The sequence below is a fragment of the Desulfofundulus thermocisternus DSM 10259 genome (assembly GCF_000686645.1).
Taxonomy (GTDB): Bacteria; Bacillota; Desulfotomaculia; order Desulfotomaculales; family Desulfovirgulaceae; genus Desulfofundulus; species Desulfofundulus australicus.
In genome coordinates this window covers 1-18,383 of sequence record NZ_JMLG01000018.1, presented here as the reverse complement: position 1 = coordinate 18,383, position 18,383 = coordinate 1, and the positions used below count along the sequence as shown (strand labels likewise).

14 protein-coding genes and 1 tRNA gene are annotated in these 18,383 nt (G+C 55.3%); 3 read left to right on the top strand and 12 right to left on the bottom strand.

Features of this window, described 5'->3' with window-relative positions; genetic code table 11:
• Positions 1-17: 17 nt before the first annotated feature.
• The 10 genes from gcvH to BR83_RS0111450 all read right to left on the bottom strand — a co-directional run bounded on the left by gcvH (position 18) and on the right by BR83_RS0111450 (position 12,420).
• Complete coding sequence (gene gcvH / locus BR83_RS0111500) at positions 18-401, bottom strand: glycine cleavage system protein GcvH (protein ID WP_027357199.1); 384 nt, start codon at positions 399-401, stop codon at positions 18-20.
• Positions 402-415: 14 nt separating this feature from the next.
• Entirely contained in the window at positions 416-862 is a 447-nt protein-coding gene (locus tag BR83_RS0111495) for an OsmC family protein (protein ID WP_027357198.1), read from the bottom strand.
• Positions 863-914: 52 nt separating this feature from the next.
• On the bottom strand, positions 915-2,549 hold the full coding sequence (locus tag BR83_RS0111490; protein ID WP_027357197.1) for a sodium:solute symporter family protein: 1,635 nt from the start codon (positions 2,547-2,549) through the stop codon (positions 915-917).
• A 253-nt stretch (positions 2,550-2,802) separates the two neighbouring features.
• A complete protein-coding gene (lpdA, locus tag BR83_RS0111485) occupies positions 2,803-4,182 on the bottom strand; it encodes a dihydrolipoyl dehydrogenase (protein ID WP_027357196.1) in 1,380 nt (459 codons plus the stop codon).
• Between the two features lie 156 nt (positions 4,183-4,338).
• Complete coding sequence (locus BR83_RS0111475; protein WP_027357195.1) at positions 4,339-6,438, bottom strand: sigma-54-dependent Fis family transcriptional regulator; 2,100 nt, start codon at positions 6,436-6,438, stop codon at positions 4,339-4,341.
• Positions 6,439-6,553: 115 nt separating this feature from the next.
• Positions 6,554-9,037: a leucine--tRNA ligase gene (leuS, locus tag BR83_RS0111470; RefSeq protein WP_027357194.1), complete on the bottom strand. Its 2,484-nt coding sequence runs from the start codon at positions 9,035-9,037 to the stop codon at positions 6,554-6,556.
• Between the two features lie 422 nt (positions 9,038-9,459).
• Positions 9,460-11,124: an AMP-binding protein gene (locus BR83_RS0111465; protein ID WP_027357193.1), complete on the bottom strand. Its 1,665-nt coding sequence runs from the start codon at positions 11,122-11,124 to the stop codon at positions 9,460-9,462.
• 172 nt (positions 11,125-11,296) lie between these two features.
• Positions 11,297-11,371 (bottom strand) — tRNA-Ala (locus BR83_RS0111460).
• A gap of 247 nt (positions 11,372-11,618) precedes the next feature.
• Positions 11,619-11,975: a ribosome silencing factor gene (gene rsfS / locus BR83_RS0111455; RefSeq protein WP_027357192.1), complete on the bottom strand. Its 357-nt coding sequence runs from the start codon at positions 11,973-11,975 to the stop codon at positions 11,619-11,621.
• Between the two features lie 187 nt (positions 11,976-12,162).
• Positions 12,163-12,420, bottom strand: a complete 258-nt coding sequence (locus BR83_RS0111450) for an RNA recognition motif domain-containing protein (protein WP_027357191.1) — start codon at positions 12,418-12,420, stop codon at positions 12,163-12,165.
• Between the two features lie 384 nt (positions 12,421-12,804).
• Between BR83_RS0111450 and BR83_RS0111440 the strand changes: the two genes are divergently transcribed.
• The 3 genes from BR83_RS0111440 to BR83_RS0111425 all read left to right on the top strand — a co-directional run bounded on the left by BR83_RS0111440 (position 12,805) and on the right by BR83_RS0111425 (position 16,322).
• A complete protein-coding gene (locus tag BR83_RS0111440) occupies positions 12,805-13,443 on the top strand; it encodes a succinate dehydrogenase/fumarate reductase transmembrane subunit (RefSeq protein ID WP_027357190.1) in 639 nt (212 codons plus the stop codon).
• Positions 13,440-15,290, top strand: coding sequence for a fumarate reductase flavoprotein subunit (locus tag BR83_RS0111435; protein ID WP_027357189.1), 1,851 nt, complete (start codon positions 13,440-13,442; stop codon positions 15,288-15,290). Before BR83_RS0111440 ends, BR83_RS0111435 begins: the two co-directional genes overlap by 4 nt.
• A 282-nt stretch (positions 15,291-15,572) precedes the next feature.
• On the top strand, positions 15,573-16,322 hold the full coding sequence (locus BR83_RS0111425; RefSeq protein WP_027357188.1) for a fumarate reductase iron-sulfur subunit: 750 nt from the start codon (positions 15,573-15,575) through the stop codon (positions 16,320-16,322).
• A gap of 243 nt (positions 16,323-16,565) precedes the next feature.
• On the opposite strand, the gene BR83_RS0111420 is transcribed toward BR83_RS0111425, so the two are convergent.
• On the bottom strand, positions 16,566-17,072 hold the full coding sequence (locus BR83_RS0111420; RefSeq protein ID WP_027357187.1) for a DUF4367 domain-containing protein: 507 nt from the start codon (positions 17,070-17,072) through the stop codon (positions 16,566-16,568).
• Entirely contained in the window at positions 17,045-17,458 is a 414-nt protein-coding gene (locus BR83_RS16460) for an RNA polymerase sigma factor (protein ID WP_051618171.1), read from the bottom strand. Before BR83_RS16460 ends, BR83_RS0111420 begins: the two co-directional genes overlap by 28 nt.
• Positions 17,459-18,383 lie beyond the last annotated feature (925 nt).

Here is an 18,383-nt window from a genome sequence, read left to right as displayed (position 1 = left end):
CATCACTCCGACTCCTCTTATTCTTCCTGCACTATTGTTGCATACTCCGCTGCATTTAGCAACTGTTCAATCTCCGCAGTGCTGGACATTTGAACCAGGATCAACCACCCTTCACCATAGGGATCCAGGTTTACCAGGTCCGGGTGCTCCACCACCTGCTCGTTAACCTCCAGCACCGTCCCGCTCACCGGAGCAATGACATCGGAAACCGATTTTACCGATTCCAGCCGGCCGAATGGCTCCCCGGCAACAATCACATCACCTTTTGACGGCAGATCGGCAAATAAAATGTCGCCCAGCTGTTTTTGAGCATAATCCGTCACACCAATACGGGCTTTTTCACCTTCCACCCTTACCCAGGCGTGCTCCCGGTGATACTTTAATTCCTGCGGATACACCATTGTCAGACCTCCTTTTATTCTTCCCGGGCAGGATATACAAACCTGGTACCGTTTAACTCGAAGGCATAAGAAATAGCAGCCGCCTTATTCACCATGTTGGATACGGAGCAATATTTTTCATCGGTAAGCTTCAAAGCGTGGTAGATCTTTTCCGGTGGCAAGTTGGGTCCAGTTAATTTATAAACTATATTGATATTCTCAAAAACTTTGGGGTGATCTTCCGCCCGCTTCCCTTCCACTTCTATGAGCAGGCTGTCAAATTGAACCCGCATCTTTTTTAAAATGTGAGCCAGTTCAATTCCGGAACAACCGCCAAGAGCCATCAGCAGTAACTCCATGGGCCTTACACCCTGATTCATGCCTCCATATATCTGGCTGGCATCCATGGCCACCTGCCGCCCGGCTTCATCAATGCCCACGAATTTCATATTCCCTTCCCATTTCACGATCACTTCTGACATAACCCATGTCTCCTTCCTAAAATTTATTGAAAATTACTTCAACCCCAGGTAATCATGCCGTGGCGGGGTCCGTTTCCATATCGGCCACCATTTCCTCTTTGGGCACCACCACGGACAAAATCAGGAGATAGAGACCTGTTACCACCAGGAAGAGGGCCAGGCCCAATAATCCCTTTTTATGCAGCCAGCCGAAGCTGGTGAGGATCAGGAACAGAACCGCTGCGGTAGCGGTGCCGGAAAACAGGGCCAGGGACCGGCGTACAGCTGCCAGGTTGGGTCCGCCTATACGCCATTTCCCGGCCTGTTCCACCAGAGTTACCACAACCAAACCCAGGATATTGGCCGACATGCCCACAAACACCGGGTGAATGTTCAGGTAGAAATTACTCGGATGCCAGCCGCCCAGGTAATACCAGGCCAGGCCGAATAGGAACCCGCAGAGCATGGCGGTAACCGCAGCCCGCCGTGTAGCCAGGGGCCAGAACAGAGCCGCCACCACCGGGGCAAAGGTGGCCCCGTTGCGCAGGGTCCAGGCCAGCACGTTCCACCAGGCGGCCTGATCGCTGCGCAGAAAGCTGAGCAGGATCATCAATCCGGTTAAAATCACCAGGGAGATCCTGGTATAACGAACTTTTTGTTCGTCGGCTAATCCGGGGTTAACCGCACCCATGAAGTCCCTGCCCAGACTGGTGGAACCGGAGAACTGGCAGGGTGCTCCCCAGCCCAGGGCGCAGGCCCAAACACCGAGGAAGAACAATCCCACCAGGGGGGCGGGAAGCACCTGCGCCAGGTAGAGGGGTACCTGGATCATTCCCCTGGCACCGCCGGGAACTACCGTCGCAGCAGCCAGGCCGAAGAGAACGCCGAAGAAGATGAAGAAAATGTTAGCACCAACAGCCATAAGTAGCCCCCTGCGCCCCTCTTCCACCGTGCGGCAGGACAGGGCCATCTGTAAGGCGGCCTGGGCCAGCAGCACGTTGATGAGAAAGGTAGCGAACCAGGCAATAATTACCTGCAGGCCTACCCCGGCGGGGTCAAACATCTCGGGTCTGCTCGCGGCCAGCTGGGTCAGACCACCAATCCCCGGTTTGATGAAGAAAGCAACGGCGCCTATAATAAACATGAGGGCGAACATAATGGTGTTGGCGGTTTGGGTCATAACCACCGACCACATACCACCAGCCTGAAGGTATATCAGCAGCAACAGGGCGCTGATAATCACGGAAACCGTAATGGGCAGGTTGGTAAAGGCGGAAACCGCGGAGGCAAAGGAAAGGGCGGTTGCCACCGACCACATAGGGAAGGTTAAGGCTGTAATCAGCCCTGCCACTCCCAGAGCAAACCGGCCAAAGTGGTCGCCAATCAGGCCGGAAATGGTAACAACCAATTTCCGGCGAAACATCCCCAGGAGCACAATTGCGATAATGAGCACATGCACCATTTCCGCCACACCATACCACGCGGCGGATACTCCTTTAAGATAAGCCAGTTCCATAACAGCGATAAAGGTAGAACCAGAGAAGAGGCCGGTAATGCACGCAAATACCATCCAGGGCCTGAAGGACCGGCCACCCACCCAGAACCCCTCGGCAGAGGTAGCCCTGCGACGGACAATATTGCCCAGAACTATGAGCACCGCCGTATATAAGACGGCCAGTCCCAGTATCCAGTAGCCATAAGAATTCATACTTTCCCCCCGTTCCTTTCATGATATTTTGCATATCCCCGCGCCGGCGCTATTACGTTTACTTATGGCAGCAAAAAGCGTGCCATATGTCAGCCGGGCGACAAAGGTCAGGTGCAATCTCCGGCCTCACCAATACTGGTTCATTTTCGCACCAATAAAGGCCTGTCCGTTCAGAACAGGCCGGTTCACTGTCGCACCATTCCGGTGCAAAACCAAACCTCACCACGGAAACTGCATTTTCCTGCAACCCGGGTCAGGCATGAATGGATAAACCGTGAATTCCTTCCGCCGCTTCCATAATCGTTTCGGCCAGGGTAGGATGGGCATGGATCACCCGGGCCAGCTGCTCAGCCGACATATTCATTTCCAGAGCTACGGCCGCTTCGGCTACCAGGTCGGAAGCATGGGGACCTACTATGTGTACCCCCAGAAGGAAACCGGTACGGGCGTCAGCCACCATCTTGACAAAACCTTCGGTTTCTCCCATGGCCTGGGCCTTACCGCTGGCCATCATGGGGAATTTGGCTGTTTTCACTTCATAGCCCTGAGCCCGGGCTTGCTCCGTGGTCAGGCCGACCATTCCCACCTCGGGACGGGTGAAGATGCAGGACGGCACCACCCGGTAGTCCATTTCCCTGTTCTCGCCCATAATATTGTGGACGGCCACCAGTCCCTGGGCCGAAGCCACGTGGGCCAGCTGGATCTTACCGGTGATGTCCCCGACGGCGTAAATGCCCGGCACCGAGGTTTCCATACGTTCATTCACCAGCACCTCACCCCGCTGGCCCAGGGCCACTCCCGCTTCCGCCAGCCCCAGTCCACCGGTATTCAAAACACGGCCCACAGAGATAAGGACCAGATCGGCGGCAATTTCCTCCCCGCCATCCAGTTCGGCCATCACACCGCCGGCTTCCTTGCGGACGGCCTTGATGGTGGTCCCGGTCCTGACGGTAATCCCCTGACGTTTAAAAATTCCCTGCAGGTACCGGGATACTTCCAGATCCGCGCCGGGCAGGATGGAGGGCATCATTTCCACCAGGGTAACCCTGCTGCCCAGGGCGGCCATAATGGAAGCAAACTCGCATCCCACCACACCCCCGCCGACAATAAGCAACCGTTCCGGAACCGAGGTCAGGTTTAAAGCTTCGTCCGAGGTAATCACCTGCCGGCCGTCATACCCCAGGCTCTTGATGAGCGCCGGGCCGGAACCGGTGGCCAGGATAATATTCTCTGCCTCCAGCTCCTGTTCAGCCCCGTCGGAAAGGATTACTTTAACTGTACGCGGCGAGGTCAGCACAGCCGTCCCGCGGACCAGCTCCACCTTGTTCTTCTTAAGCAAAAATTGAATGCCGGAAACAAGCCGCCCGACCACCTGGCGCTTGCGCTCCATCAGGGCGGCCATGTCCACCTCCACCGCTCCGGTGGAGATACCAAATTCGCCCGCCCTCTTAATACCGGCCAGCATATCCGCAGCCGCGGCCAGCACCTTGGTGGGAATGCAGCCACGGTTCAGACAGGTTCCTCCCAGTTCCTCCTTCTCCACCAGCGCCACCCGGGCCCCCAGCTGGGCCGCCCGGATAGCCGCCACATAACCGCCGGGCCCCCCACCGATCACGATAATCCTGTAACGCATACCCTTCACCTCATCTTGTTTATAGTTTGTAACTTTCAAGATTTTTTACGGCATATTTTCCACGCAAACTCCATGCGAAGGCAAAAGAAAAAGCCCCTGCTGGTTTCAGCGGCAAAAATCAACCGGGGACCTTCTTTATTGTGCACATAGAACGGTTTAGTTTTGCACCGCATCGGTACAGTTCTGTACCACCAGGCCATACTGGCGGGCCTTACGCAGAAGGGTGGAGTGGGAAATTCCCAAAACCTGTCCTGCCCGGCGCAGGCTACGGTATTTTTCAAGGGCCATCCTGATTAATTCTTTTTCCGTAGCCTCCCTGGCCTCCTGCAGGGACACAATCTCCATAATCTGGGGACGCCACCCTTCCCTGCCCAGGGCTTCCATAAGTTCGCCGGGCAGATGGTGGGGCTCAATTACCTCCTCCTCGCACATGATCACCAGGCGCTCAATAAGGTTGATCAGCTCCCTGACGTTCCCCGGCCAGGAGTAGCTCTCCAACAAACGGCAGGTTTCCATACCCAGGCGCTTCCTGGTGCCGTGCCTGGCGTTAAAGCGGTTGAGAAAATGGGTAGCCAGGGGCAGAATATCTTCCCGGCGTTCTTTCAATGGCGGGATGCTGATGGGCACCACATTCAGCCGGTAGTACAGGTCTTCCCGAAACTTTTTCTCGGCAATGAGATGTTTTAAATCCTTGTTGGTAGCAGCAATTATGCGAATATTCAGCTTGATGGGCCTGCGCCCTCCCACCCGGTAAATGACCTGCTCTTGAAGCACCCGCAGCAACTTGACCTGCAGGTTCAAGGGCATGTCCCCGATTTCGTCCAGGAACACTGTACCACCGTTGGCAATCTCCAACAGCCCCAGCTTTCCCTCCTTCTGGGCTCCGGTGAAGGCTCCCTTTTCGTAACCGAAAAGCTCGGACTCCAGGAGGGGTTCCGGAATGGCCCCGCAGTTGATTTCGATAAAAGGCTTATCCGCCCTGGGGCTGTAGCGGTGAATGAGCCTGGCCAGCCTCTCCTTACCCACCCCCGAAGGGCCGGTGATGAGCACCGTAGAGTCCACGGTGGCCACCCGCAGGGCCTGTTCCACCACCCGGCGCATCTGGGGACTTTCGGCAATGATTTCCTCGCCGGCCAGCCGCCTGGCCCGCAATTCCTTCAGCTCCGCAGAAGCCCGGGCAGCCTCCTCCTTTAACCGGTTGAGCTCGGTTATATCCCGCAGGTTGATGACAATCCGGTCCACTTCCCCCCTCTCCCCGGCCACCGCGCTACCGGAAAAGATGAGCTCCGCTCCTTCATCCGTGTGCACCGCCATGATATATAGGGACTTGCCGGACATAATCTCATTGTAGATTTTTAAAAGATGTTTATGCCGCCCCAAAGCCAGTTCGGCCACGTTTTTCCCCTGGATTTCCTCCGGTGAATCCATGCCGGTAATCCGGCCGTAGCTGGCGTTAACCCGTTCTACATTCCCCTGCCCATCGATTACCACTATACCGTCGTAACAGGACTGGATAACCCCGGCCAGCTCTTTATTCAAATTGCGCACCGAATCCAGCTGACTGGATATGTCTTCCAGATCCGAAATGTCCTGCAAAACCAGCACAAAGCCCTGAGCCTGATCATCCTTTAAAATGGGGCTCTGCCGGATGATCAACGCCTTATCCCCCACCTTAAAGCGCCCCAAATAGGCATCAACCCCGGGATCCACCCGGCCAAGACCCAGCTGTTCAAGCAAAGGTCCGGCCGGCCGTCCCAGCACCTTGACCGCCGGGATGCCGGTTAACTTTTCTGCGGCTGCGTTGAAGTGACAAACATCACCCCGGGCATCCACGGCAATGATACCATTATGCACCGACTGGAGAATCACCGCCAGCTTATACTCGGTGGCCTCCAGGGCGCTGTGCACTTTATTGATCAGGTCTATGCGGGTCAGGACCCCGGCCAGTCCACCCTGCCGGTTGAGAATGACCAGGCGGTCTATGGGCAGGTTACTTACCTCGTTAAAATGCATATCCTCGTATATGGTCGTAATATCCCGCTCCATTACCTGTTCCACAGGGGTATCAAAGGAAGCACCCCTCTGCAGGGCCTGGAGAACCTGAAAAACAGTCAGGATACCAATAACCTTACCGTCATCATCAATAACCGGGGCGCAGTTCACCCCCTGCCGCCGGTAAACCTCGCAAGCGTCAGTCAGGGTTTGCCAGGGATAAAGAGTCCGGGGATTTTCCAGCATTACCTGTTTTACCAGCAAGGCAAACTTCCTCCTGTTTTTTGGCGTATCCAGAGATTTCGTTGGTCTGCAACGGGCCGGAAAGGAAGCCGGACTTATATGAAAGACCGCTGGTGAAACGCCAGCGGCCCTTTTGTCACTTCACCACGATATTCACCAGTTTCCCCGGCACGGGAATGACCTTCACTATTTGCTTGCCCTCCACCAGTTTCTGCACCCGGGGCTGGGCCAGGACCACCTCTTTCATTTGTTCCGGGGTGATGTCCGCCGGCACCAGCACCCGCTCCCGTACCCGGCCGTTGATCTGGACCACAATGGTAATCTCGTCTTCCACAATGGCTTCGGGGTCGTAAGACGGCCAGGGCTGCCTGTGGATGCTCTCCGTATGGCCGGTAATTTCCCACAACTCCTCGGTTATGTGGGGAGCAAAGGGGGCCAGCAGGATGAGCAGGTGCTCAACGGCCTCCCGCAAAACCGCCGGATCCCGGTCAGTTTCCGGAACTTCCTTATATTGATAGAGGGCATTGACCAGCTCCATGATGGCGCTGACGGCAGTGTTGAAGTTAAACCGGTTGCCGACATCCTCGGTGACTTTTTTAATGGTCAGGTGGGTCAGGCGGTGCATCTGGCGGTTCACCCCCACCAGCCTGCCCGCGGGCTTCGGCGGCGCTTCCAGCAGGCCTTCGGCCACGGAGGTGACCAGCCGCCAGACCCGGTTGAGGAACCGGTAGCAGCCCTCCACCCCCTGGTCGCTCCACTCCAGATCCCGCTCGGGAGGCGCGGCAAAGAGGATGAACAGCCGGGCGGTATCGGCACCGTATCTGGCCACAATCTCCTCGGGGCTGACCACGTTCCCCCTGGACTTGGACATCTTGGCCCCGTCTTTCAACACCATGCCCTGGGTTAACAGGTTGGTAAAGGGCTCCTGGATGCTCACCAGGCCCAGGTCATAGAGCACTTTGGTGAAGAAACGGGAATACAGAAGGTGTAGAATGGCGTGCTCTACCCCGCCAATGTACTGATCCACGGGCAGCCAGTAGTCCACCCTGGCCCGGTCCCAGGGCTGTTTATCGTCCCGGGGGCTGGTGTAGCGGTAGTAGTACCAGGAAGAACACATGAAGGTATCCATGGTATCGGTCTCCCGCCGGGCCGGCCCGCCGCACCGGGGGCAGCTGGTGTTGACGAACTCCGGGCAGTCGGCCAGGGGCGACTGCCCGGTGGGCTTGAATTCCACGTCCCGGGGCAGGAGCACGGGCAGGTCCTCCTCCGGCACGGGGACAATACCGCACCGCTCGCAGTAAACAATGGGGATGGGCGCCCCCCAGTAGCGCTGGCGGGAAATCAACCAGTCCCGCAGGCGGTAGTTCACCTGGCCGCGGCCCAGGCCTTTCTCTTCCAGGTAGGCAATAACCGCCCGGATCCCCTCATCTTTGGACAGCCCGTTGAACTGACCCGAGTTCACCATCACCCCGTCGCCGGCATAGGCTTCGGTCATGGCCTGCGGGTCCAGTTCCATCCCGGGCGGCTGGATGACCACCCGGATGGGGAGGTTGTACTTGCGGGCAAATTCAAAGTCCCGCTGGTCGTGGGCGGGCACACCCATAACCGCCCCGGTACCGTATTCCATCAGGACATAATTGGCCACCAGTATGGGTACCCGTTCGCCGTTCAGAGGATTGATGCAGTACGCCCCTGTAAACAGCCCCTCCTTTTCCGAGTCGGTGGCTGTCCGGGCAATTTCGCTCAAATTGCGCACCCGCCGTACAAAGTCGCGCACCGCCCCGGCCTCGGGCCTGCCCTCAATGAGCTTTTCCACCAGGGGATGTTCCGGGGCCAGCACCATGTACGTGACTCCAAACACCGTGTCGGGACGGGTGGTAAAGACCACGATCTCCTCATCCATACCGTCCACGGGAAAGCGGATTTCCGCCCCCTCGCTGCGGCCGATCCAGTTTTCCTGCATGATTTTGACCTTCTCCGGCCAGCCCTCCAGCAGCTCCAGGTCCTTGAGCAGACGCTCGGCATAGGCGGTGATTTTAAAGAACCACTGCTCCAGTTCCCGTTTTTCCACGGGCGTCTTGCAGCGCTCGCAGGCGCCCTCCTTGACCTGCTCGTTGGCCAGCACCGTGGCGCAGGAGGGGCACCAGTTCACCGCCGCCTTCTTCTTATAGGCCAGCCCTTTGTGGTAGAGCTGCAGGAAGAGCCACTGGGTCCATTTATAGTATCCGGGGTGACAGGTGGCGATCTCCCGGTCCCAGTCGTAACTGATGCCCAGCTGCTTCAACTGGGTACGCATGGCCCTGATGTTATCCATGGTCCAGTCGGCGGGGTGGATGTTGCCGTGCTTGATGGCCGCGTTCTCCGCCGGCAGGCCGAAGGCATCCCACCCCATGGGGTGCAGGACGTGATAACCCTGCATGGTTTTAAAGCGGGCCACCACATCACCGATGGAGTAATTTCTCACGTGGCCCATGTGCAGCTTGCCGGAAGGGTAGGGAAACATCTCCAGGCAGTAATATTTCGGGCGCTCCGAGAAATCCGCAGTCTTGTATATATTTTCCTCAGCCCAGCGTTTCTGCCATTTGGCTTCAATCTCCCTGAAATCGTAGCGTTCCTTCACCTGAGCATCCTCCTTGCGTATGCCTGAACCACCAATCCTCTATTTCGACGGCATTTCATCATAAGTGTCATTTTATCACAAATGTCATGCCCGGGACAAGAATGAGTTATCCTGAGAGATCCCCAGTTTTGAACCCTGTTTTGGCTCGGTAGCGAGCAACTTGAGCCGAGCGGTTAGCCAAACTTGGCGAGGCGAAAAGCGAAGGCAGGCCCGAGGGCATGGATGCCCGAGGCCGGCAACTGAGGTAGGATGCCGAATTTGCCGGGAAGCCTGCCGGAGCTTTGAGCTGAGCACCAGTTTGGCCCGCGAGGCTCACTGGAGCGAGCGGGAGCCAAAACAGGGCAGTTCACCCCGGTGAAAAGAGAAAAACGGGGTGGTGGACAACCAGATGTCTTCACCACCCCGGGGGCAACAGGCTACTTTCAGGCTGTTACTACCCGGGCCGCCCGGTACAGGTTAAGCTCCCGGATGGCCTGCTCCCGCAGCTTGAACTTCTGCACCTTCCCGTTGGCCGTGGTGGGGTAACTGGACACAAACTGAATATACTGCGGTATTTTATAGCGGGCAATCTTGCCTTTGCAGAACTCCCTGATCTCCTCGGCCGTGGCGGTACAGCCATCCTTGAGCTGGATAAAGGCCATTACCTCTTCACCGTATTTTTCACTGGGCACTCCCACCACCTGTACATCCTTAATCTTGGGGTGGGTGTGCAGGAACTCTTCAATTTCCCGGGGGTAGATGTTTTCCCCGCCCCGGATGATCATATCCTTGATCCGTCCCGTAATACGGACGTACCCCTGTTCATCCATTATCCCCAGGTCGCCGGTGTGCAGCCAGCCCTCCGCGTCGATGGTGCTGGCCGTAGCCTCGGGCATTTTATAGTAACCCTTCATCACGTTGTAACCCCGGGCGCAAATCTCACCCTGGTAGCCCCGGGGCACCTCTTCCCCGGTAGCCGGATCCACCACCTTGACCTCCACCCCCGGCAGGGGCCGGCCCACGGTGGACACCCGGATTTCCAGGGGGTCATCGGTCCTGGTCATGGTAATTCCCGGCGAGGCCTCGGTCTGGCCGTAGGTGATGACTATCTCCCGCATCCCCATGCGGTTTACCACCGCCTTCATGACTTCCATGGGACAGGGGGCCCCGGCCATGATGCCCGTGCGCAGGGAAGAGGTATCAAAATGCTGTTTATCCAGCACTTCCAGCTCGGTGATGAACATGGTGGGCACGCCGTGCAGGGCGGTGCACTTTTCCTTTTCCACCGTTTCCAGGACCCGCACCGGATTGAAGGTTTCCAGGGGTACCATGGTGGCTCCCGCCACCACGCAGGTCAGGGTTCCCAGCACACAGCCAAAGCAGTGGAAGAAGGGTACCGGAATGCACAGGCGGTCCCGGGAGCTGAAATTAAGGCACTCGGCCACACTCCTGGCATTCATGACCAGATTCCTGTGGGTCAGCATAACACCCTTGGGGAAACCGGTGGTCCCGGAGGTGTACTGCATGTTGATTACATCATCGGGATCCAGGGAAGCCTGCCGGGCTGCCAGCTCCTGTTCGGAAATGGCCCCCGCCATCCCCAGCACCTGTTCCCAGGTGTACATACCGGGATGTTCTTCATCCCCTATCAAAACCACATTGCGCAGCATGGGGAACTTTTTCGCATTCAGCCGGCCGGGCAGGCAATGGCCCAGTTCCGGACACAGTTCATAAAGCATTTCTACGTAACTGGATTCCTTCGTTCCGCTTATAAGCAGGAGGGTGGTGGCATCGGACTGCCGCAGCAGGTACTCCAGTTCCCTGGTTTTATAGTTGGTATTTACCGTCACCAGCACGGCACCGATCTTGGCCGAGGCAAACTGCAGCAATACCCACTCGGGTATGTTGGTAGCCCACAGGGCGATGTGCTCACCCCGCTTTATACCCAGAGCCATCAAACCCCTGGCCACACGGTTGCATAATTCTTGAAATTGCCTGTATGTATAGCGCAACCCCCGGTCCGCGTAAACCAGGGCCTCATTATCGGGGTAAAGAGCAGTTGTCCTGTCGAGCAATTCCCCCATGGTAAGCTGGTCAAAGCGGTCCATCCCACCGACCTCCTAAATAATGTTTTAAAACTTTAAAATATTAACTTAATAAAGGAATAAAGTTACAGTAAACGACCGTTCTGGCCCGCTTTCCACGATGTATGTAAAACTAAAACCTCCCGCCCCTCTTAGGGACGGGAGGTTTTCCCGCGGTACCACCCTACTTGGTAAATGGTGGAGCTGGCGGGAATCGAACCCGCGGCCTCTTCCATGCCAAGGAAGCGCGCTCCCTCTGCGCCACAGCCCCATATTTACCCTCTTCATGTGCTCTAACGGTCACACACCGGCCCGAAGTACTTTTACTTTCCCCCGGGCAACTCCGGGGCGAGTTCAGCAACCCGGTTCACCGCCTCGCACCCACCGGCGGCTCTCTGTGGACACCGCAAGCTGCTTACTGCTCCCCATCACCGTCATTAAATTTTATACTTTGCTGCAGACATCTACAATTGTACGACATGCCCGCCCGTTTGTCAACAGCCTGAAAGCAAAATTTTTTACAGGTTCACGGACATGGCCACTACCCGGGCATCTCCCCACAGACGTTCCAGGTTATAAAATTGCCGTTCAGACTCCAGGAAGACATGAACCACCACGTCACCGTAATCCAGCAGCACCCAGCGCCCTTCCCGCATACCTTCCTGCCGGGGAACAAGACCGGCCCTCTCCTGTACCACCCTGATAATTTCCTCTGCAATGGCCTGGACCTGGGTTGTAGAGCGCCCGCTTAAGATAACAAAGTAATCGGCGATAATGGATATCCTGCTGATATCCAGTACGGTGATGTCGTAAGCTTTTTTATCTTCCGCCGCCTCAACGACAACCTTAACCAGCGCCTGCGGATCAATGGTCAAAAGGCATGCCTCCTTAATTTTTAATTTATTTTATTTAATTTTATTTAATTTTATTTAAGTCAGGATCCATCTGGTTAGGATATATAGTATTCTAACTGGAAAAGAAAATTCCTGCTTAAAAAAAGAAGATAATTTTGCCGGTAAAAAGAAAACCTCCCGGTCCGGAGGATCCGGGGGGTTTGCTTTTTCAGGAACGTTCTTCCCTGGGCCTGGCTTCATTAACTGTAATTACCCGCCCATTGAACTCCGTTCCGTTCAAAGCAGCTATGATGGCCTCGGCATCCTCATCAGCCACCTCAACAAAACCAAATCCCCTTGAGCGCCCGGTCTGGCGGTCTGTGATTACCCGGGCGCTGATAATTTCTCCATAGCGGGAAAAGGCCTCTTCCAGATCCTCAGCCCTGGTCGCCCAGGGTAAATTTCCCACATACAGCGTGCGAACCATCTTTTCACCTCTTTCCTGCGCCTGTCCGGGAATGCACACATATTATTTGCTAAAGGTATGCGCCTCATACTGCCCGCGGGCTTAAAAACCCTGCCATTCTTACCAGTGCCTGCCGGAGAATAGGAAGCCTCCACTGGCAAAAGTTACCTCAAGTTTTATAACATTATAACCATTTCTAATTTTAAGAATTCATATTTTTAGAAGCTAGCAGGGCTTATAAATTTTATAAGTCTTAATTATACCTGAATGGTCCAGTTTTTTCAGGCTCCCGGCACCCCGGCCCTCACCCGCAAACTTTGAAAGCTTGGCACGAAAATTGCGAAAATACTGCAGGTGCCGCGGCAAAAAATATCACCAAACGTCACCACCGGAAAGGAGGGTTCCATGAATACGCAGGAAAAACTGCTCACACGCAATCCCCGGGCTGATATGCTGGTGGATCTGGTCGAACTGGCCAGCGGCATTTTATTGGTAGGTTTCCTGTGGACCCACATGCTGTTTGTGGCTGCCATACTGCTCGGGGTCACAACTTTTGACCGTTTGTCCGCATTTCTGGACGAATACTACCTTTCCTACATCGGTATCCCCTTTATTCTCCTGGTAGCCCTGGTGCACATAGTGGTGGCCGGGCGGCGGATCCCCAACAAATGGAAGGAACAGCGCATTATCCTGCGCCACAGTAAAATGCTGGGGCATACCGACACCTGGATATGGGTCTTCCAGACCATTACCGGCATGGCCATCCTGGTACTGGCCGGAATTCACGTCTGGATGGTCCTGACCGGCTGGCCCATCCGGGCCGTTACCAGCGCCGAGCGGATACAATCCTTTCTCTGGTTCTACATCATCCTGCTCCTGGCAGGTGAGTATCACGCCGGCTTCGGCCTCTACCGCCAGTTTGTAAAATGGGGCTGGATTAACCGGCATACCATCGGAGCTGTGCTGAAAACCATCACGGTAATCATTGTGGCCCTGGGAGCAGTCACCCTCTGGGCCTTCATGCGGCTGGGAGGTGCACAATGAGCGTCTACCAAACCCATACCACGGACGTCCTGGTAATTGGTGCCGGCCTGGCCGGAGAGCGCACGGCCATTGAGGCGGCAACTCACGGGCTGGATGTGATCATCCTGAGCCTGGTTCCCCCCAGGCGCTCCCACAGCACCGCAGCCCAGGGTGGAATGCAGGCATCCCTGGGTAACTGCGCCATGGGCTACGGTGACAACCCGGATATCCACTTCGAGGATACAGTGAAGGGCTCCGACTGGGGGTGCGACCAGGATGTGGCCCGCCTCTTCGCCAACACCGCCCCCATTGCTGTACGGCAGATGGCCTACTGGGGGGTTCCCTGGAACCGGGTGGTGGCCGGCAGGAAAAAACTCCCCGACGGCCGGGAAATAGAGGATTTGAAGGAATACGAAGGGCTGATTACGGCCCGGGACTTCGGCGGTACGGCCAAGTGGCGTACCTGCTACACTTCCGATGGCACGGGGCACACCCTGCAGTACACCATGGACAGCATCGTCATTAAGATGGGGATCACCGTCCACGACCGCATGGAAGCCATCGCCCTCATTCACGACGGGGAGAAATGTTACGGGGCGGTAGCCCGCTGCCTGCGCACCGGCCAGCTCCACGCCTACCTGGCCCGGTCCACGGTCATTGCCACGGGTGGCTACGGCCGGCTGTACGGGGTCTCCACCAACGCCGTGATCAACGAGGGCAGCGGCATGTTCCTGGCCCTGGAAACGGGCGTCGTGCCCCTGGGCAATATGGAAGCGGTCCAGTTCCACCCCACGGGAATGGTGCCGGTGGGAATCCTGATCACGGAAGGCGCCCGGGGTGACGGCGGGTACCTGCTGGACAAAAACCTGCATCGCTTCATGCCCGACTACGAGCCGAAGAAAAAGGAACTGGCTTCCCGGGACGTGGTCTCCCGGCGCATGATCCAGCATATCCGCAAGGGCTACGGTGTGGAGAGCAAGTGGGGGCCCCACCTGTGGCTGGACATACGCCACCTGGGACGGAAACATATCTACACCAACCTGCGGGAAATTGCCAATATATGTAAGAACTTTGCCGGCATTGACCCGGCCGAAGATCTGATTCCCGTACGTCCCACCCAGCATTACAGCATGGGGGGAGTGAGAACCAACATCGACGGCCATGCTTACGGGTTAAAGGGCCTCTTTGCCGTAGGGGAGGCCGCCTGCTGGGACCTGCACGGCTTCAACCGCCTGGGGGGCAATTCCCTGGCCGAAACCATTGTGGCCGGCATGATAGTGGGCAAAAAGGTGGCCGAGTATACCCTGGGAGCCACCCTGGACTGCCCCCTCCAGCTGGTGAACGAACACGTCAAGCGCCAGGAAAACAGGATCAACGACCTGATTTCCGGCCGGCTGGGCAAAGAGAATGTTTACGAGATCCGCAGGGAGATGGAAAACACCCTGATGGAATACGTGGGTATTTTCCGCAACGGTCCCGACCTGCAAAAGGCCGTGGACAAGCTCCAGGAGCTCTACCGGCGCTCCTTAAAGCTGGGGCTGCGGTCCAGCGGGAAGTACGCCAGCCCGGAACTGGCCTCCGCCTTAAGGCTGCCCGGCATGATCCGCCTGGCCCTGTGCATAGCCTACGGCGCTCTAAACCGCACCGAGAGCCGGGGCAGCCACGCCCGGGAAGACTACCCTTACCGGGACGATGTAAACTGGCTCAAGCGCACCCTGGCCTACTGGCCGCCGGGTGCCGAACTGCCGGTGCTGAAATATGAACCGGTTAAGATCACCGAACTCCCGCCGGGGGACCGGGGTTACGGCGAATCATCAGCGGCAAACGCCGCAAAATCCGGCAACCATACCCAGGAGAACAAAAAGTGATTGCCGTTTGCACAAAGTGAGCGACTTGAGCGAGCAGAGGCCAAACTTGGCGAGGGCGAAAGCGGAGGCGGGGTCGAGCGCGGGATGCGCTCGACCGGCCCCCTGAGGCAGGAAGCCGAATGGGCCGGGAACCCCGCCGGAGCTTGAAGCCCGAGCGCCAGTTTGGCCTGCGAGGCGAACCGGAGCGAACGTGGGTGCAAACGGCAAGCAGGGCAAGCCAGTTTTAAAGGCAAGCGTTACCCGGGTGAATTTCAGTCCACGCACATGATAAGGAGGAGAATCATGGCTGAACGCCTGCTGACTTTCAGCATCTTCCGCTACAACCCCAACACGCCGGAAATAAAGCCCTACATGCAGGAGTACAAGCTCGAAGAAATGCCGGGCATGACCCTGTTTGTGGCCTTGAATAAAATCCGGGAGGAACAGGACCCCTCCCTGATGTTTGACTTCGTGTGCCGGGCGGCCATCTGCGGCTCCTGCGCCATGCTGGTCAACGGGAAGCCCCGCCTGGCATGCAAGACCCTGACCAAAGACCTGCCGTCCAGGATCACCCTCCTTCCCCTGCCGGTATTCAAGCTGATAGGGGACCTTTCGGTGGACACGGGCACCTGGTTCAGGCACATGTCCCTGAAAACGGAGGCCTGGATCCACACAACCAGGGAGTTCGATCCCCGGGCCCGGGAAGAGCGTATGGACAACGAAACGGCCCTGAAAATTTACGAGGCTGAGCGCTGCATCGAATGCGGGTGCTGCATTGCCGGCTGCGCCACGGCCAACATCCGGGAAGACTTCCTCGGGGCGGCGGGCATAAACCGGGTGGCCCGGTTTATGCTGGACCCCCGGGACGAGCGCAGCCCGCAGGAATACTTTGAAGTGGTGGGCACGGAAGAGGGTGCCTTCGGCTGCGTGGGCCTCATGGCCTGCGAAGATAACTGCCCCATGGGTCTGCCCCTGCAGATGCAGCTGGCCTACGTGCGCCGCAAGATGGCCGCGGCGGGCCTGGCGGCCAGGCCGCAAACCAGGGCCGGTTAGTTTACGAAGCTTTCCTTAAAAACCATGGACAGAGGCGGCCGCATGTAAAAGAGGGGGCCGGTTGTCCAGCCATATGTGGTAAAGGGGAAAAGGAGTCGGTTGTCCCTTTTCCCCTTTATGCCTATTATTATCGAGTAAGAGGCGAGCACAGCCTGACCAATGACGGGGTAACCGAACCCAGCAAGCCCGCGGAGTCTTATTCATCGGCAATTTATATAAAGTAAAGCACCAGCCGTGATTTGTTTAATGCAAAGACTCAACTATTTTTAAGGCTTCTTCTTTGCTAATATTTCCTTCCAGTTGATAAACTATCCCCAGCTTTATCCACCTAATTTTTAGGCTCTTGTCTTTAAATACGATCATCTTGCCGCTGGTATTCCCAATTTTAATATCCTGAACAACAGCATCTTCGATATCGTATCCGTACCCCTGGACATAACCTGCGGGGGTGTTTTTTTCTGTGATCTCGAAATATCTCGAACCGGAAGCAGTATATTTTAACTGAACCTGGGCCGCATTTTTGATCAACTTTTGAAATTTAACTTCGGTAAGTTTAAAGCCACCAGGCATATACTGCGGTGTGGCAACAGGGAAAGGTGAAGCTGATTTGGCTTCTTCCAAAGAAACAACCCTCACTTTTTCCACAGTAATTTCTCGGAAGCCTTCCGGCGGTGGCGGAACCCGGTCAGATTCATCATGCTTGTATTCCGTCCTGATGTTCATTAATGTGCCGCCAAGAAAGGTTTCCATTGTATGAGACCCCTGAGGGCTTTTTGAACAAGCAATCTTTCTTCCTTGTCCAAACAGATTAATTCCGGCGAAATAAACTGTTCATCAGTATAACCAATCTTTGCTTCGGGGATTAGCGTACCTTTAGCGCGGCTGCGGACCATATCCCAGGCCTTGTTCACGGCCATCCGCCGAAGCCATACCCCTAACTTCGAAGGATCCTGGAGCTGATCAATTTTATGGTGAAGCTTTAAAAATACTTCATGCACCACATCCTCGGCAAGACCAACGTCATTAACGATAAAAAAAGCAGCCTGAAATAAGGGCTTATAAAACATTTCGTAAAGAAATCTCAGAGCCTGAGGATCTTTATTTTTTAATTTTTGCAGGAGTGTTTCCTTCTCCAAATGAAAAACCCTCCCTGAAACTTTTTTGGAGAACAGGGGGGCCTGTTTCTTTTTGCAGCATTCTGGCCCGCTTAGCCTCCCTGAAGCCTTAAACCGTGGCCTTGCATACTGGTCGTTTATCTAGATTTATCCTTTTATTTCCTGGTAAACATTCTACAGAATGTATAAAAGTTCCTTCTGTCTAAAAATGTTTTAGGGGAGCTAGTTCTAAAAAATATAACATTTCATTTTTAGAAATAAGGGATCCAAAAATTCTTTTGATCCGTCTTTATAGTGAACAGTAATTTCACAGTTTTAAAAGCTTGAAAAAGTGTTTAAGTAATTTAGAAAAATGAGATTGGAATGTGATTAAATTTTTAATTGCTTAGCTTTCTGTAATCAGGAGTAATAATCCTTTCTTGGGGAAGGAGGTGTCATCCACAATCTATAAGCAGATCCGCAAATCACTGGAGGATAAGTTCGCATACAGTTCGGGGAACTCTTCAGTAATCTCAGGGGGCTCCTGGCCCGTGAGCTGTTACAGGGCCAGCAGGTAAAGCTTAAAATTGTGTTCGTGCCGGCTTTTTTCATCTCATAAACAAATACACTAGGAGGGATAAGGTGAAAAAATTAAAATTTATCATTGTATTGGCATTAGTAATGTGTAGATTTTCAAATTGATTCGGGAAAAATCTTCAAATTAAATTGGAGCAACCAACTGGTGGAACAAAGGAAATTCTCATTTTAAACCGGTAATCATAAAAATAATTTTTAAATTCCGCTGGCATTTCCATCGAAAACCCAAAAAAGAAAAACCGGCTACCCGAAAGAGGCAGCCGGTGGTAATACCGCTCAAAACCGGTTAAACGGATATTTTTTCTTAAGGGCCAGAATTTCCGCCCGTGCTTCCAGCAACTTTTCTCTGAACACGGCAGCAAACCAGGCC

Excerpts from the sequence above, each read along its gene's own strand:
- lpdA (WP_027357196.1), bottom strand. The coding sequence starts at position 4,182 with ATGCGTTACAGGATTATCGTGATCGGTGGGGGGCCCGGCGGTTATGTG.
- gcvH (WP_027357199.1), bottom strand. The coding sequence starts at position 401 with ATGGTGTATCCGCAGGAATTAAAGTATCACCGGGAGCACGCCTGGGTA.
- BR83_RS0111495 (WP_027357198.1), bottom strand. The coding sequence starts at position 862 with ATGTCAGAAGTGATCGTGAAATGGGAAGGGAATATGAAATTCGTGGGC.
- BR83_RS0111450 (WP_027357191.1), bottom strand. The coding sequence starts at position 12,420 with ATGGTTCGCACGCTGTATGTGGGAAATTTACCCTGGGCGACCAGGGCT.
- BR83_RS0111440 (WP_027357190.1), top strand. The coding sequence starts at position 12,805 with ATGAATACGCAGGAAAAACTGCTCACACGCAATCCCCGGGCTGATATG.
- BR83_RS0111420 (WP_027357187.1), bottom strand. The coding sequence starts at position 17,072 with ATGGAAACCTTTCTTGGCGGCACATTAATGAACATCAGGACGGAATAC.
- BR83_RS0111435 (WP_027357189.1), top strand. The coding sequence starts at position 13,440 with ATGAGCGTCTACCAAACCCATACCACGGACGTCCTGGTAATTGGTGCC.
- BR83_RS0111425 (WP_027357188.1), top strand. The coding sequence starts at position 15,573 with ATGGCTGAACGCCTGCTGACTTTCAGCATCTTCCGCTACAACCCCAAC.
- BR83_RS0111465 (WP_027357193.1), bottom strand. The coding sequence starts at position 11,124 with ATGGACCGCTTTGACCAGCTTACCATGGGGGAATTGCTCGACAGGACA.
- BR83_RS0111490 (WP_027357197.1), bottom strand. The coding sequence starts at position 2,549 with ATGAATTCTTATGGCTACTGGATACTGGGACTGGCCGTCTTATATACG.